16 protein-coding genes are annotated in these 14,850 nt (G+C 71.5%); 2 read left to right on the top strand and 14 right to left on the bottom strand.

The features are described 5' to 3' along the window. Positions 1–178 precede the first annotated feature (178 nt). From ACFV9O_RS15925 to ACFV9O_RS15890, 8 genes are all read right to left on the bottom strand, one after another. Complete coding sequence (locus ACFV9O_RS15925) at positions 179–919, bottom strand: DUF3159 domain-containing protein (RefSeq protein WP_385417652.1); 741 nt, start codon at positions 917–919, stop codon at positions 179–181. A gap of 3 nt (positions 920–922) precedes the next feature. Next, positions 923–1,330, bottom strand: coding sequence for an OB-fold nucleic acid binding domain-containing protein (locus ACFV9O_RS15920; RefSeq protein WP_385417649.1), 408 nt, complete (start codon positions 1,328–1,330; stop codon positions 923–925). A 90-nt stretch (positions 1,331–1,420) separates the two neighbouring features. Next, positions 1,421–2,107, bottom strand: coding sequence for a response regulator (locus ACFV9O_RS15915; RefSeq protein WP_385417646.1), 687 nt, complete (start codon positions 2,105–2,107; stop codon positions 1,421–1,423). Between the two features lie 71 nt (positions 2,108–2,178). Continuing rightward, positions 2,179–4,728 (bottom strand): ATP-binding protein, encoded by a 2,550-nt coding sequence (locus tag ACFV9O_RS15910; protein ID WP_385417643.1) that lies wholly within the window; start codon positions 4,726–4,728, stop codon positions 2,179–2,181. A gap of 168 nt (positions 4,729–4,896) precedes the next feature. Further along, positions 4,897–5,658 carry an ABC transporter ATP-binding protein gene (locus ACFV9O_RS15905; protein WP_385417640.1) on the bottom strand — a complete coding sequence of 254 codons (762 nt, stop codon included), beginning with the start codon at positions 5,656–5,658 and terminating at the stop codon, positions 4,897–4,899. A 221-nt stretch (positions 5,659–5,879) separates the two neighbouring features. Then, on the bottom strand, positions 5,880–6,647 hold the full coding sequence (locus ACFV9O_RS15900) for a DUF3710 domain-containing protein (protein WP_385417637.1): 768 nt from the start codon (positions 6,645–6,647) through the stop codon (positions 5,880–5,882). A gap of 1 nt (position 6,648) precedes the next feature. Continuing rightward, complete coding sequence (dut, locus tag ACFV9O_RS15895; RefSeq protein ID WP_385417634.1) at positions 6,649–7,176, bottom strand: dUTP diphosphatase; 528 nt, start codon at positions 7,174–7,176, stop codon at positions 6,649–6,651. Next, on the bottom strand, positions 7,176–7,751 hold the full coding sequence (locus ACFV9O_RS15890; RefSeq protein ID WP_385417631.1) for a PaaI family thioesterase: 576 nt from the start codon (positions 7,749–7,751) through the stop codon (positions 7,176–7,178). The genes dut and ACFV9O_RS15890 overlap by 1 nt, the downstream gene beginning before the upstream one ends. A 58-nt stretch (positions 7,752–7,809) precedes the next feature. On the opposite strand from ACFV9O_RS15890, the gene ACFV9O_RS15885 reads away from it, so the two are divergent. Continuing rightward, positions 7,810–8,310, top strand: a complete 501-nt coding sequence (locus ACFV9O_RS15885; RefSeq protein WP_385417628.1) for a DUF3093 domain-containing protein — start codon at positions 7,810–7,812, stop codon at positions 8,308–8,310. A 169-nt stretch (positions 8,311–8,479) separates the two neighbouring features. Here ACFV9O_RS15885 and ACFV9O_RS15880 read toward each other — a convergent pair whose 3' ends face one another. From ACFV9O_RS15880 to ACFV9O_RS15865, 4 genes are all read right to left on the bottom strand, one after another. Next, positions 8,480–9,427: a hypothetical protein gene (locus ACFV9O_RS15880; RefSeq protein ID WP_385417625.1), complete on the bottom strand. Its 948-nt coding sequence runs from the start codon at positions 9,425–9,427 to the stop codon at positions 8,480–8,482. A gap of 12 nt (positions 9,428–9,439) precedes the next feature. Beyond that, positions 9,440–9,736 (bottom strand): DUF4193 domain-containing protein, encoded by a 297-nt coding sequence (locus ACFV9O_RS15875; RefSeq protein WP_166632484.1) that lies wholly within the window; start codon positions 9,734–9,736, stop codon positions 9,440–9,442. Between the two features lie 450 nt (positions 9,737–10,186). Then, positions 10,187–11,431: a sensor histidine kinase gene (locus ACFV9O_RS15870; RefSeq protein WP_385417622.1), complete on the bottom strand. Its 1,245-nt coding sequence runs from the start codon at positions 11,429–11,431 to the stop codon at positions 10,187–10,189. 4 nt (positions 11,432–11,435) lie between these two features. Next, positions 11,436–12,089 (bottom strand): response regulator transcription factor, encoded by a 654-nt coding sequence (locus tag ACFV9O_RS15865; RefSeq protein WP_385417619.1) that lies wholly within the window; start codon positions 12,087–12,089, stop codon positions 11,436–11,438. A gap of 376 nt (positions 12,090–12,465) precedes the next feature. Here ACFV9O_RS15865 and ACFV9O_RS15860 point away from each other — a divergent pair, with 376 nt between their 5' ends. Further along, positions 12,466–12,639 (top strand): hypothetical protein, encoded by a 174-nt coding sequence (locus tag ACFV9O_RS15860; RefSeq protein ID WP_385417616.1) that lies wholly within the window; start codon positions 12,466–12,468, stop codon positions 12,637–12,639. Positions 12,640–12,844: 205 nt separating this feature from the next. Here ACFV9O_RS15860 and ACFV9O_RS15855 read toward each other — a convergent pair whose 3' ends face one another. Then, a complete protein-coding gene (locus ACFV9O_RS15855; RefSeq protein ID WP_385417614.1) occupies positions 12,845–13,645 on the bottom strand; it encodes an inositol monophosphatase family protein in 801 nt (266 codons plus the stop codon). Positions 13,646–13,653: 8 nt separating this feature from the next. After that, entirely contained in the window at positions 13,654–14,796 is a 1,143-nt protein-coding gene (locus tag ACFV9O_RS15850; RefSeq protein WP_385417611.1) for a ferrochelatase, read from the bottom strand. Between the last annotated feature and the right edge of the window lie 54 nt (positions 14,797–14,850).

Below are 14,850 nucleotides of genomic sequence, written 5' to 3'. Positions count from 1 at the left end.
GGGGGGGGGGGGAAGGGGAGGAGGGGGGGGGGGGTCTTTTTTGTTTCCGGGGAGAGAGAGAGGAAGGGAAGCGCGCGCGGGGACGGGGGGGGAGGGGGCCGGGGCCCCCCCCCCCCCCCCCCGGGCCCCGCTGTGTGCACGGCCTGCGGCTGCTGTACCCCGTGCCGCGGGGTGGGCTTTACGCCTCGTGGTCGCGGGCGGCGGCGGCCTTGCGGGCCTCCTCCTCGCGCTCCTTCTCCTCCATCTCCGCGAAGACGTCGATCGGCGGCGGCGCCTTCGCCAGGAAGACCCAGGTCAGGTACACCGCGAGGAGGAACGGCGGGATCTTGAGGGTGACCAGGACCCAGCCGAACTGGGTGGTGTCCGCCCACCAGTAGAGGGGGAAGAGGATCGCGCACTTCGTGAGGAGGATCAGGCCCCACGCCCAGCTGGCCTTGGCGTAGGCCTTCTTCCGGCCGGGGTTGCGGGTGCGCCAGGAGAGGTTCTCCTTGAAGACCGGGCCGAGGATGAGGCCGATCAGCGGGACGCCCGCGAGGGTCGTGATGATGTACGCGAGGGCCAGGCCCAGCGTGTACAGCATGCCCGGCAGATAGAAGTCCTTCGCGTTGCCGGTCATCATCGCGAAGACGACACCGAAGGCGACCCCGAAGACCCCGCTGAACGCGTGCTTCACGGTGTCCCTGCGGACCAGCCGTACGGCGACGAGCAGCAGCGAGACGCCGAGTGCCGCGATCGCCGAGAGATGCAGATCCTTGTTGATCGTGAAGATCGTGACGAAGAGGAGCCCGGGCAGGACCGTCTCCACCATGCCCCGGAGCCCGCCGAAGGCCTCGAACAGGGCCGCTTCCGTGACGGCCTTGGCGTCGCGGTGGCCGCCGTCTTCCTGTTCCTGCGTGGTCGGCTTGTCGAGAGACGTCACCGGCTACTCCTGTCCGAGCGGTCGGAGCTCGTATTTGGGATTGAACAGCACCCGTCGGCCGTGGCTCATCGCGATCCGGCCCGAGGCGATCATCTTGCGGCCCGGCTCTATGCCCACGATCGAGCGCCGGCCCAGCCACACCACGTCCAGCGCGGCGGAGCCGTCGAACAGCTCAGCCTCGAGGGCCGGCACTCCGGCCCTCGGTCGCAGGGTGACCGTGCGCAAGGTACCAGTCACCTTGACTATCTGGCGGTCGTCGCAGTCGGAGATGCGCGTGCAACCCGACGCCTGCGAGTCCTCCTGGAGCTCCTCGGACTCGAGGTCCTCCTGGGAGCTGGACAGGCGGTCGAGCATCCGGCGGAAGCGGCCTGCCGGCTTCTCGGCGTTCTCGGATCGGGGTGCAGCACTCATACAGAAAGCGTACCGGGGTGCCACCCGGCCCCGGTCAAGTGCCGGGCACGTGCCGATCATGCGTCGGATGCGACCACGCCGGTACCGGGTTCAGCGTTCGAAGCGGTACCCCATGCCGGGCTCCGTGACGAAGTGCCTGGGGTGCGACGGGTCCGCCTCGAGCTTGCGCCGCAGCTGGGCCATGTACACCCGCAGGTAGTTCGTCTCGGTGCCGTACGAGGGCCCCCACACCTCCTGGAGCAGCTGCTTCTGGCTGACGAGCCGCCCGGTGTTGCGGACCAGCACCTCCAGCAGGTGCCACTCGGTGGGCGTGAGGCGTACGTCCTTGCCGTCCCGGTTGACCTTCTTCGCGGCGAGGTCGACGGTGAAGTCCTCGGTCTCGACGATGACGATCTCGTCGTCGCTGCCGCCCGCGGGCTCGGCCCTGCGCACCGCGGCCCGCAGCCTGGCCAGCAGCTCGTCCATGCCGAACGGCTTGGTCACGTAGTCGTCGGCACCCGCGTCCAGGGCCTCGACCTTCTCGTCGGAGGTGTGCCGGGCGGAGAGGACCAGGATCGGCACGCGGGTCCAGCCGCGCAGGCCCTTGATCACCTCGACGCCGTCCATGTCCGGCAGGCCGAGGTCGAGAACGACGACGTCGGGGTGGCGTGCCGCGGCGAGCTCCAGCGCGGTCGTCCCGTCGGGGGCCGCGTCGACTTCGTACTTGCGCGCCTTCAGGTTGATCACGAGGGCGCGTACGATCTGCGGCTCGTCGTCGACCACGAGCACTCGGGTCATGGAGTGCCTTCCTTTCGTCTCTCGTCCGTGCGTCCGGGGGCCGGTGGGCCGTCGGCTGGGGCTGGGGCGGGTCAGCCGGTGATCCGGGCGGGGAGTCCTTGGCCGCCGGCCGGTGCGAGCCCGGGCGTGGCCGCCCGGAGGGTGAGGAGCATCGTCAGCCCGCCGCCGGGAGTGTCCTCGGCGGTCAGGGTGCCGTCCATCGCCTCGACGAATCCGCGGGCGACGGCGAGGCCGAGCCCGACGCCGGAGCCGCGCGGGGCGTCGCCGTAGCGCTGGAACGGCTCGAAGATCCGTTCCTTCGCCTCGTCCGGTACGCCGCTGCCGCGGTCCACGACCCGTAGCTCGACACGGTCGCCGAGCGCGCTGGCGGACACCACGACGGGTGTCGCGTCGCGGCTGTACTTGACGGCGTTCTCGACGATGTTGGCGACGACCCGCTCGAGCAGCCCCTTGTCGACGCGGACCATCGGCAGCGTCTCCGGGATGTCCAGCTCGACCGCGGTGTCGGGGACCCCGACGAGCGACATGGGCACGACCTCGTCGAGGTCGATGTCGCGGATCAGCGGGGTGACGGTGCCGGTCTGGAGGCGGGACATGTCGAGCAGGTTGCCGACGAGGTGGTCGAGCCGGTCGGCGCCGTCCTCGATGCCCTCGAGGAGCTCGGCACGGTCCTCGTCGGACCATTCGACGTCGTCGGAGCGGAGCGAGCTGACAGCGGCCTTGATGCCCGCCAGCGGGGTGCGCAGGTCATGGCTGACGGCGGCGAGGAGCGCGGTGCGTATGCGGTTGCGCTCGGCGAGTTTGCGGGCCTCCTCGGCCTCGCCGACGAGGCGCTGACGGTCGAGGACGACGGCGGCCTGGGCGGCGAAGGCACCGAGCACCCGGCGGTCCGCCGCGGGCAGGACCCGTCCGGACAGGGCAAGCGCCATGTGCTCGCCGACCGGCATGTCCACGTCCGCGTCCTCGGGGCGTTCGGCGGGGGCCGGTCCCACGCTGCCCGCGCACACCCAGGGGTCGACGTCGCTCGAGCGCTCCAGCATGGCCGCGGACTCCATGCCGAACGTCTCGCGGACCCGCTCCAGCAGGGCTTCCAGACTCGTCTCGCCGCGCAGCACGCTGCCGGCGAGGAACGACAGGATCTCGGACTCGGCGCGCAGCCGTGCGGCCTGGTGGGTGCGGCGCGCCGCGAGGTCGACGACGGAGGCCACCGAGACGGCGACGGCCACGAAGACCACGATGGCGACGATGTTCTTCGGGTCGGCGATCGTGAAGAGGTGGATCGGCGGGGTGAAGTAGTAGTTCAGCAGCAGTGAGCCCACGGCGGCCGAGGCCAGGGCAGGGAACAGCCCGCCCAGCAGTGCGGAGGCCACGGTCAGCGACAGGAACAGCAGCATGTCGTTGGCGAGGCCGAGGTCGGCGTTGATGTGTGTCAGCAGCAGCGCGAGCAGTGCCGGGCCCGCCACGCCGACGACCCAGCCCCAGATGATCCGGGAGCGGCCGAGCCGGGCACCGCGGGTGACGGGGAGGCCCCGGCCACGGCCCACCTCGTCGTGCGTGACGATGTGGACGTCGAGATCGGGCCCCGACTCGCGGGCGACGGTCGCGCTGACGCCGGGTCCGAAGACGTACTGCCACGCGCGGCGGCGGCTGGCGCCGAGCACGATCTGGGTGGCGTTGACGCCGCGCGCGAAGTCGAGCAGCGCGGCCGGGACGTCGTCGCCGATGACGTGGTGGAAGGTCCCGCCGAGGTCCTCGACGAGGGTGCGCTGGACCGCCAGCTCCTTGGGCGAGGCGGAGGTCAGCCCGTCGCTGCGGGCGATGTAGACGGCGAGCACCTCGCCGCCGGCGCCCTTCTCGGCGAGCCGGGCGGCACGGCGGATGAGCGTACGTCCCTCGGGGCCGCCGGTGAGGCCGACGACGATGCGCTCGCGGGCCTGCCAGGTGGAGCGGATGTTGTGCTCGCCGCGGTACTGCTGGAGGTATTCGTCGACGCGGTCGGCGACCCAGAGCAGGGCCAGCTCGCGCAGGGCGGTCAGGTTCCCGGGCCGGAAATAGTTGGACAGGGCCGCGTCGACCTTGTCGGACGTGTAGATGTTGCCGTGCGCCATGCGCCGGCGCAGTGCCTGGGGCGACATGTCGACGAGCTCGATCTGGTCGGCCCGGCGGACGACCTCGTCCGGCACGGTCTCCCGTTGCCGTACGCCGGTTATCGACTCGACGACGTCGCCGAGCGACTCCAGGTGCTGGATGTTGACGGTCGAGACGACGTCGATCCCGGCGGCGAGCAGCTCCTCGACGTCCTGCCAGCGCTTGGCGTTGCGTGAACCCGGGACGTTCGTGTGGGCCAGCTCGTCCACGAGGGCGACGGCGGGCCGGCGCGCCAGCACCGCGTCCACGTCCATCTCCGTGAAGGTGGTGCCGCGGTAGTCGATCACGCGGCGGGGGACCTGCTCGAGGCCGTGCAGCATGACCTCGGTGCGCGGCCGGTCGTGGTGCTCCACGAAGCCGACGACGCAGTCGGTGCCGCGCTCGACGCGACGGTGCGCCTCGGAGAGCATCGCGTACGTCTTGCCGACGCCCGGTGCCGCTCCGAGGTAGATCCGTAGCTTGCCCCGTCCCATGGCCCCATTGTCCTTGAACGACAGCCGCACCATGCTGCTGCGAGGCGGCGGTGACGTCCGCTGTGGACGCCTCCTCGAAGCTACAGCCATCAAAATCGGCAAATCGGGCAGGATGCGCTGCTCAGGGACGTATTGACGGGATTCTGATGCCCCCTACTGCGCCGCCCGCTACTGCGCCGTCCGCCCGGTCTGCTCGGTGATCTCGCCGTCGCTCAGTTCGAGCACCCGGTCGGCGAGTCCGAGCAGCTGGGCGTCGTGCGTGGCGACGAGGGCGGTCACGCCCTCGCTGCGGACCACGGCGCGGAGCAGTTCCATCACCGCGAGCCCGGTCTCGGCGTCCAGCTGGCCGGTCGGTTCGTCGGCGATCAGCAGGGCCGGGCGGTTGGCGAGCGCGCGGGCGATGGCCACCCGCTGCTGCTGGCCGCCGGACAGCTCGCCGGGCCGCTGGGCGGCGTGCTCGGCCAGGCCGACCAGCGAGAGCAGCAGCTCGACACGCTCCTCGCGCTCACGCGGATCGGTCTTGCGCAGCCGCATCGGTACGCCGACGTTCTCGGCGGCCGTGAGGATCGGGATCAGACCGAAGGACTGGAAGATGAAGCCGATCCGGTCCCGGCGCAGCTCCAGCAGCCCGTTCTCGCCGAGCGTGGACAGGTCCGTGCCGTCGACGGTGCTCCGGCCCTCGTCCGGGCTGTCGAGGCCGCCGACCAGGTTGAGCAGCGTGGTCTTTCCGGAGCCCGACCGGCCCTTGAGGGCGACGAGTTCGCCGCGCGGGATCTCGAAGGACACCCCGCGCAGGGCGTGCACGGCTGCGGCTCCGGTGCCGTACGAGCGGTGCAGGTTCTCGACGCGGACCATGGGCCCGCGGGCCGGGCTCTCCGCGACGGCCGTGCCCGTCGAGTACGCCGGGTGTCCGGCCGTGGTCTCCGTCATGCGGTCCCCCTGGGTGAAGCGATGCGGCGCCAGTATGTGCAGGCGGCACCCGTTGGGACAATGACCGGGCGCCGCCGGCTCGTACAGCCGCCCGGGAACGCCGGTGGGCCGCACTCCGTCCGCGGAGTGCGGCCCACCGGACCGCTTGTCTCCCGGGGGACACCCCGGACACACCCCCGGCCAGAGGCACGGAGGCCGACCCGCACCGCAGGGCGCGGGCCTCAGCGCACCTCGGTGATCTCCGGCCCGCGCTGCAGCTGTCCCATGCCACCGGAGAAGCGGGACGTCTCCTGCTCCTCCTGCTGGACGCCCTCGGGCACCATCTGGGCGTCGTTCGGCAGCTTGAGGACGATCGGGTCGCGAGGCGCCATCGGGCCCTCGCCGCGCACCACGACCGCGTCCCTGAAGACCTGCTCCAGCAGGCCGGCCGCCTGCGGCTGCACCGCGCCCTGACCGGAGATCACACCGCGCAGGAACCAGCGCGGCCCGTCGACCCCGACGAAGCGCACCAGCTGCACGCCTCCGGTCCCGTCCGGGAGCTGGACCGGGACCTGGGCCCGCAGCTCCCAGCCCAGCGGGCCCTCGACCTCGTCGATGATGCCGCCCTGACGGGTGATGCCCGAGGCGATCTCCTCGCGGACCTCGCCCCAGATGCCTTCCTTCTTGGGTGCGGCGAACGCCTGCAGCTGGATCGCGCTGTCCCGCAGTACGACGGTCGCCGCGACGATGGCGTCGCCCGCGACCTCCACGCGCAGCTCCATGCCCTCGACTCCGGGCACGAAGAGACCGCCCAGGTCCACGCGGCCCTCGCCGGGCCTGGAGACCTCGGAGACGTCCCACGGGCCGTCGGGCCGGGGCGCCGGCGGAAGGTTCACCCGGCGCGGCTCGTCCTGCTCCGCCGCGTCCTGCGTGTCGAGCTCGTCGACGACCTGCTCGGCCTCGCCCGCCACGTCCTTGGCGGTACCGCTCTTCTTGCGACGTCCGAACACGTCACTGTCCTTCCCGGTCGGATACGACCGAAGCGTATCGATTCCCACCCTGTGCGCTGCCCACGGCCGACCCGCCAACGGCGGCATGGCCGCCGGTGGACCCGAAGCCCCCCTCGGCCCGCGCCGAGCCGGGAAGCTCCGCCACCTCGTGGAAGCGCACCTTCTCGACCTGCTGGACGACCAGTTGAGCAATCCGGTCGAACCGTTCGAACCGCACGCTCTCACGCGGGTCCAGATTGACCACGATCACCTTGATCTCCCCACGGTACCCGGCATCCACCGTCCCTGGGGCATTCACGAGGGCGAGACCACAGCGGGCCGCCAGCCCCGAGCGGGCATGCACGAAGGCCGCATACCCGTCAGGGAGGGCGACAGCCACTCCCGTGGGCAGAATCGTGCGCTCTCCGGGAGCGAGTTCGGCGGCCTCGGTGGTCACCAGATCGACACCGGCATCGCCCGGATGTCCGTATGAGGGAATCGGTACTTCCGGGTCCACGCGCCGGATCAGTACGTCGACAGGGTTGCGCATCAGGGGTTCACCTCGAAGGCGCGGGCGCGCCTGGCCTGGTCGGGGTCGGCCATGGCTGCCTGGATCTCCTCCGGGCGGCCGTTCTCGATGAAGTGGTCGACCTTGACCTCGATGAAGAGGGCTTCGGCGCGGACGGCGACGGGCCCCTCGGGGCCGCCGATCCGGCCGGTGGCCCTGGAGTAGATCTTGCGGCCGCTGACCGCGGTGACCTCGGCCTCCAGGTGGAGGACCGTGTCGACGGGGACAGGGCGGACGAAGTCGGTCTCCAGCCGCCCGGTCACGGCGATGACCCGCAGCAGCCAGTTCAGCGAGCCGAGCGTCTCGTCGAGCGCCGTGGCCAGTACGCCGCCGTGGGCGAGGCCCGGCGCGCCCTGGTGGGCCGGGGCGACGGTGAACTCGGCGGTGAGACTCACGCCTTCGCCGGCCCGCGCCTCCAGGTGCAGCCCGTGGGCCTGTCCTCCGCCGCAGCCGAAGCAGTACTCGTAGTGCGCGCCGAGGAGCTCGCCCGGGGCGGGGGCGTCGGGGTGCCGTACCGGCGATATGGCGTCGGCGGGAGGGGTCAGTGCAGTACTCACAGGCGCAGACCTTACCCGCGCGGGTAGCCGCAGGTCGCGCCGTGCCAAGCTTGGATTCATGCAGCCTCCCGCCACGCCCTCCGGCCCGCCGGCCGGCCCCTCCTCCGCGCCGCGCCACGACGAACGTCTCACCGCCCCCCGCTCGTGGTGGGTGATCACCGCCCTGGTCGCGCTCTCCGGCGGTCTCGTGCTGCTTCCGCTGGGTCCGCTGCCGATGCTGGCCGGGCTGATCGGCGCGGGCGCGCTGGCGGCGGCCGCGGTCAGTTCGTACGGCTCCGCCCGGATCCGGGTCGTGGCGGGCTCGCTCGTGGCGGGCGATGCGCGGATCCCGGTGTCGGCGCTCGGCGAGGCCGAGGTGCTCGACGCCGAGGAGGCGCGGGCCTGGCGCTCGTACAAGGCGGATCCGCGCGCGTACATGCTGCTGCGCAGTTACATCCCGACGGCGGTGCGGGTGCTGGTCACGGATCCGGAGGATCCGACGCCGTACGTGTACGTCTCGACCCGGGATCCGCGGGCTCTGGTGGCCGCGCTCGACGCCGTACGGGCGGAAGCGGGCTGACACACCGCATGGGCGGACAGGGCGTGCGGACGGACTGACACGCCGTACGGACAGAAGGCTGCGTACGGACGTACCGAACGCCGTACGGTCGGACCGGCACCGCGAGCGCGGGGGTGCGGGGCCCGTGAGCGCGGGGCGGCGCGACAGGCGGTGGGCCCGGGGCGGGGGGTCAGCCCTCCAGCTGCTTGCGCAGCTCCGGCGGAAGCTCCTCGGGCAGCTCCCGCTTCTCCAGCCGGGGCAGCTCGGTCAGCGCGTCCCAGGGGACCTGGCGGGCACGCAGGTCCTTCCGGATGCGCTCGGCGAGCCTCCTGGTGTCCCGCCGGTTCATCACGGCTCCGACGGCGGCGCCGACCATGAACGGCATCAGGTTCGGCAGGTTGCGGACCATGCGCTTCATGATCTGCTGGCGCAGCTCGCGCTTCATCTGCCCGCCGAGGGCGGCGTTGATCGTCATCGGCTTGGCCACGTCGATGCCGCGCTCCTCCGACCAGGAGTGCAGATACGCGGCGGCGCGTTCCTTGAGATTGCCGGGCGGCCGCTGTCCGTAGACCTCGTGCAGCTCGGCGATGAGCTTCAGCTCGATCGCGGCGACGCCGACGATCTCCGTGGCCAGCTCGGCGGGGAGCGCGGGCGGGACGGGCATCATGGCCGCCGCACCGATACCGGCACCGACGGCGGACGTGCCGTTGGCCGCGCCCGTGATCAGCTTGTCGGCGAGCTGCTCGGGGCCGAGGCCCGGGAACTGCTCGCGCAGGGTCGTGAGATCGCGCACCGGGATGCGCGGCGTGATCTCGATGAGGCGGTCGGCCACGAAGCCGAGCGCCGCCTTGGCGGCCTGACCGCTCCTGCGCACGCCGGCCCGGACCGCCTCCAGGCGCCCGGCCTTGGCCGGGGGCCCTTCCTGTCCGGCTGCCTCGAGCGAGGCCGGGAGGCCTCGCTCGTCGTCACGTGCGTCGCCGGGAAGGGGCAGGTGGCCGGTGTGCCCTTGCCCGGGTTCGTCGGGCGCCCGGGCAGCGTCCAGCGGGCCGGGAGCGCCCTGGAGCGCTTCCGGCTCCGGGGAACCCTTCCGCCACCGGCGCAGCTTCCCGGGTTTCCTGGGCGGTGTCCCGCCTGCCACGACCGACGGACCTCAGTCGCAGTCGCGGCAGATCGGCTGGCCGTTCTTCTCACGGGCCAGCTGGCTCCGGTGGTGCACGAGGAAGCAGCTCATGCAGGTGAACTCGTCCGCCTGCTTGGGCAGCACCCGGACGGCCAGCTCCTCGTTCGAGAGGTCCGCTCCGGGCAGCTCCAGGCCTTCGGCGGCCTCGAACTCGTCGACGTCGACGGTCGACGTCGTCTTGTCGTTCCGACGAGCCTTGAGCTCTTCGATGCTGTCCTCGTTGAGGTCGTCATCGGTCTTGCGTGGGGTGTCGTAATCCGTTGCCATGTGTGCCTCTCCCCCTCTGGGTGTCTGCGGTGTCTCCAGCGCACGTAACGCGTGAGAGGCCGGACTTGTGCCCGACCCGAGGCGGAGATTTTGCCTCACATCAAGGTCTGTTACTCAATCGACACCCAACCGGACCCCTCAAGAGTGATCGGGTTGGACGGCGATCGGGACCGTACACGGTCCGAATACTGCACTTCACGGGCGCCACCCCGTGTACTTCCCGTGATCCGGACCCCTGAAAACCCGGACTTTTACCGGCTTTCCGACGGGCCTTGATCACGGAGAGTAGATGGCCGAAAATTCGCCTCTGTGATCGATCACACACGGACTTTGCGGGTGCGAGTCCCGAAAATTCCGCGTAAAGCGAACGCAGAAAATTTTCGACCTGCGCCGCCCGTCACCGGCCGACGAGCGGCCGGCAGCGGTGGGGGCGGCATCGGGACCGGCACGTCAGACCGGCAGGGTCACACGCATCACGAGCCCGCCGCCCTCGCGCGGCTCCGCGATGATACGGCCCCCGTGGGCGCGCGCAACTGAGCGCGCGATCGACAGGCCGAGACCCACGCCCTTGTCGCTGCCGGTCCGCTCCTGGCGCAGCCGCCGGAACGGCTCGAACAGGTTGTCGATCTCGTACGCCGGGACGACCGGGCCCGTGTTCGACACCACCAGCACCGCATGGCCGTGCGCGGCCTCCGTGGTGACCTCCACCCAGCCTGCGTCCGGCACGTTGTACCGCACGGCGTTCTGCACGAGGTTCAGGGCGATCCGCTCCAGCAGGACGCCGTTGCCCTGGACGATGACGGGTGCGCGGCGGCCGCGGAACTCCACGCCCTTGGCCTCGGCCTCGCCGCGTGCCTGGTCGACGGCCCTGGTGGCGACCTCGGCGAGGTCGACGGGCTTGCGCTCGACGATCTGGTTCTCGCTGCGGGCGAGCAGCAGCAGGCCCTCCACGAGCTGCTCGCTGCGCTCGTTGGTGGCGAGCAGGGTCTTGCCGAGCTGCCGCAGCTCGTCGGGCGCGCCGGGGTCGGAGAGGTGGACCTCCAGCAGCGTGCGGTTGATCGCCAGGGGCGTCCGCAGCTCGTGCGAGGCGTTGGCGACGAACCGCTGCTGCGCCGTGAAGGCCCGCTCGAGCCGCTCCAGCATCTCGTCGAAGGTGTCGGCGAGCTCCTTCAGCTCGTCGTCGGGGCCGTCCAGCTCGATCCGCCGGGTGAGGTCGGAGCCGACCACGCGGCGCGCGGTGCGGGTGATCTTGCCGAGCGGGGAGAGGACGCGGCCGGCCATCGCGTAGCCGAAGGCAAAGGCGATGACGCTGAGGCCGACGAGGGCGAAGAGGGAGCGGGTGAGGAGGTCGTCGAGGGCATGCTGGCGCTGCTCGGCGAAGCAGACCTTGAGGGCGTTGTTGGCCTGGTCAGCGGTCAGGCCGGGCTTCAACGCCGGGCAGGCGTTGCCGGTCAGCTCGACCGTGCTCTCGGGCAGCAGCTTGAACGGCATCTCGTTGCCCGAGTGGAGCGCCTGCGCGGCCAGCAGATAGATGATCGAGAGCAGCAGGATGCCGGCGATCAGGAACATCCCGCCGTACAGCAGCGTGAGCCTTATCCGGATGGTCGGCCGCAGCCAGGGGAACACGGGCTCCGGCTGGCGCGGGTCCCAGGTGGGTTTCGGGGGCGCCTCGGGGGGCGCGGGTGTTGCCGCCACGGGATCAGATCCGGTAACCGGAGCCGGGGACCGTGACGATCACGGGCGGCTCGCCGAGCTTGCGGCGCAGGGTCATGACGGTGACCCGCACGACATTGGTGAACGGGTCGGTGTTCTCGTCCCAGGCCTTCTCGAGCAGCTGCTCGGCCGAGACGACCGCGCCCTCGCTGCGCATGAGCACCTCCAGCACGGCGAACTCCTTCGGGGCGAGCTGGATCTCCTTGCCCTCGCGGAAGATTTCGCGGCGGTTCGGGTCGAGCTTGATGCCGGCGCGCTCCAGGACGGGCGGCAGCGGGACGGTCGTACGCCGGCCGAGAGCGCGGACGCGGGCGATGAGCTCGGTGAACGCGAACGGCTTCGGCAGGTAGTCGTCGGCGCCGAGCTCCAGGCCCTCGACGCGGTCGCTGACGTCGCCGGACGCGGTGAGCATGAGGACGCGGGTGGGCATGCCCAGCTCGACGATCTTGCGACAGACGTCGTCGCCGTGGACGAGTGGCAGGTCACGGTCGAGGACGACCACGTCGTAGTCGTTCACCCCGATGCGCTCCAGGGCGGCGGCGCCGTCGTACACGACGTCGACGGCCATGGCCTCCCGGCGCAGTCCGGTGGCCACCGCATCGGCGAGCAGCTGCTCGTCCTCGACGACGAGTACGCGCACGTGGCTGGTCCTTCCTCTGGGCCCGCCCGGACCGTGATCAGGGCAGGTGTGTAGTGATGTCCGGCACTGAGTGTGTGCCTCCATCCTGCCCCTTACGCGCGTAAACCGGCTGTAAGTCGCCGTCACCCACGGGGGGCGCGGGCTGTGGCGCGGCGCGGTCTCGGCGGGAACGCGGTGGGGGCACCGGGAATTCACCGGATTCCCGGTGGAGTTGAGGTTTCTCGGAGGGTGGGCCTGGGGAGGTGGACAGCACACCCGCGATCACGCCACGTATGTGGCTTGCCACACCCCGCTCTCTGTCCCCCAGGGAGGCGGCGTGATCAACCCGCCGTAGGCACACCCCCGTGCCACCGACCCACGACGAGGGGGCGCAACCATGGACGCATTCACCGCAGGACTCCTGCAGCGCATCAAGGCCACGGAGACCGACCTCACACGGGCTCGCGAAACGGGCGACGACTTCCTGGTGGATGTCGAGCAGGCCGAGCTGGACGACCTGCACCGCCTTGCCGCCGAGCACGGCGTAGAAGTCGGCGCCGCGAGCGCCTGACGACCCCGGGAAGGGCCCGGCACCGCGTATGGGTGCCGGGCCCTTGCTGTGCCCGGGTGGGCGCTTCCTGTCCAGGAGGTGGGTCCCCGGGCTCCGCCCCGCCCCCGGTCCTCGAACGCCGGACGGGCGCGGAGCTTGCCCGGTGCCGGCAGGTTGGCCGGTGTGTCCGTCCTCGATCGCCGGACGGGCTTCGACCGCGCTGGGGTCAGTCGTGCCAGGCGCCCAGGGCGTCGAGCAGGGGCTGCAGCAGTTCGAAGACGCCCGGTGACGCGGCGACCGCCAGGTCACCGGACGGCGGCTCGCCCGGGCGGGAGCCGGTGAGGGCGCCCGCCTCGCGGGCGATCAGGTCACCGGCCGCGAGGTCCCAGGGGTTGAGACCACGCTCGTAGTAGCCGTCCAGGCGGCCCGCGGCGACGTCGCACAGGTCGACGGCCGCCGAGCCGCTGCGGCGAATGTCGCGCAGGCGCGGGATCAGCTGCTGGGCGACGTCCGCCTGGTGGCTGCGGACCGACTGAACATAGTTGAAGCCGGTCGACACCAGCGCCTGGTCCAGCGGCGGCGCGGGCCTGCAGCGCAGCTTCCGCTCGCCGCAGAAGGCGCCGCCGCCGAGCACCGCGCGGTACGTCTCGCCCCGCATCGGCACCTCGACGACACCGACGACCGTCTCGCCGTCCCGCTCCGCCGCGATGGACACCGCCCAGGTCGGCAGCCCGTACAGATAGTTGACGGTGCCGTCCAGCGGATCGATGACCCAGCGGATCCCGCTGGTGCCCTCCGTGGACGCCCCCTCCTCGCCGAGGAAGCCGTCGTCCGGGCGGTGCCCGGCCAGGAAGCCGGTGATCAGCTTCTCGGCCGCGATGTCCATCTCGGTGACCACGTCGATGGGGCTCGACTTGGTCGCCGCCACGGAAAGATCGTCGGGCCGCCCGTCGCGCAGCAGCTCGCCGGCCCTGCGCCCGGCCTCCAGGGCCAGGGCGAGGAGTTCGTCCAGCAGGGGGTCGGTCACGGTGCTCCTCACGCGTACGGACTGTCGGCGCCCGCAGCTGCGGGACGCTCGCTTCGGGCCGGGCAGCAGCCGATCGGGCACACGTCGTGCGAGGGGCCGAGCGCCCCGAGCGCGCACCGCTCCACGACGGCCCCGCGCGCGGTCGCCGCGCGCTCCAGCACCAGCTCCCGGATCGCGGCCGCGAACCGCGGGTCCGCGCCGACCGTCGCCGAGCGCCGCACCGGCAGCCCCAGCTCGGCGGCCTTGGCCGTGGCCTCCGTGTCCAGGTCGTACAGGACCTCCATGTGGTCCGAGACGAACCCGATCGGCACCATCACGACCGCCGGCGCCCCGGCCCCGTGCAGCTCCTCCAGGTGGTCGCAGATGTCCGGCTCGAGCCACGGGATGTGCGGCGCCCCGCTGCGCGACTGGTACACGAGCTGCCAGGGGTGCTCGGTGCCCGTCTCGTCCCGTACGGCCTCGGCGATCACGCGGGCCACGTCGAGGTGCTGCCTCACGTACGCCCCGCCCTCGCCGTGCTCCCACGCCGGACCGGAGGCGTCCGCGGCGGACTCGGGGATGGAGTGCGTGGTGAAGGCGAGGTGCGCCCCGGCCCGTACGTCCTCGGGCAGGTCGGCGAGCGAGGCGAGCACGCCGTCCACCATGGGGCCGATGAACCCCGGGTGGTTGAAGTAGTGCCTCAGCTTGTCCACGTGCGGCAGCGGCAGCCCTTCCGCATCCAGCGCCGCGAGCGCGTCCGCCAGGTTCTCCCGGTACTGCCGGCAACCCGAGTACGAGGCGTAGGCACTGGTCGCGAGCACCGCGACGCGCCTGCGCCCGTCCAGGACCATCTCCCGCAGCGTGTCGGTCAGATACGGCGCCCAGTTCCGGTTGCCCCAGTAGACCGGCAGGTGGAGGCCCGCGTCCGTGAAGTCCTTGCGGAGCGCGTCGAGCAGCGCACGGTTCTGGCCGTTGATCGGGCTGACCCCGCCGAACAGGAAGTAGTGCTGACCGACTTCTTTGAGGCGTTCCTTCGGGATTCCGCGGCCCCGCGTCACGTTCTCCAGGAACGGGACCACGTCGTCCGGGCCCTCCGGACCACCGAAGGAGAGCAGCAGCAGGGCGTCGTAGGGCGCTGGGTCGCGGGGAGCGGGATCGAGCTGTTCGGCCATGGTCCCGATCCTCCCACCCGGCTCCGACAGGCAGGAAACCGCACTGCAGTAAGG

The organism is Streptomyces sp. NPDC059909 (genome assembly GCF_042730885.1).
Classification (GTDB): domain Bacteria; phylum Actinomycetota; class Actinomycetes; order Streptomycetales; family Streptomycetaceae; genus Streptomyces.
Note: the sequence above shows the minus strand (reverse complement) of the source record. Positions and strands in the feature narration are given on the sequence as shown.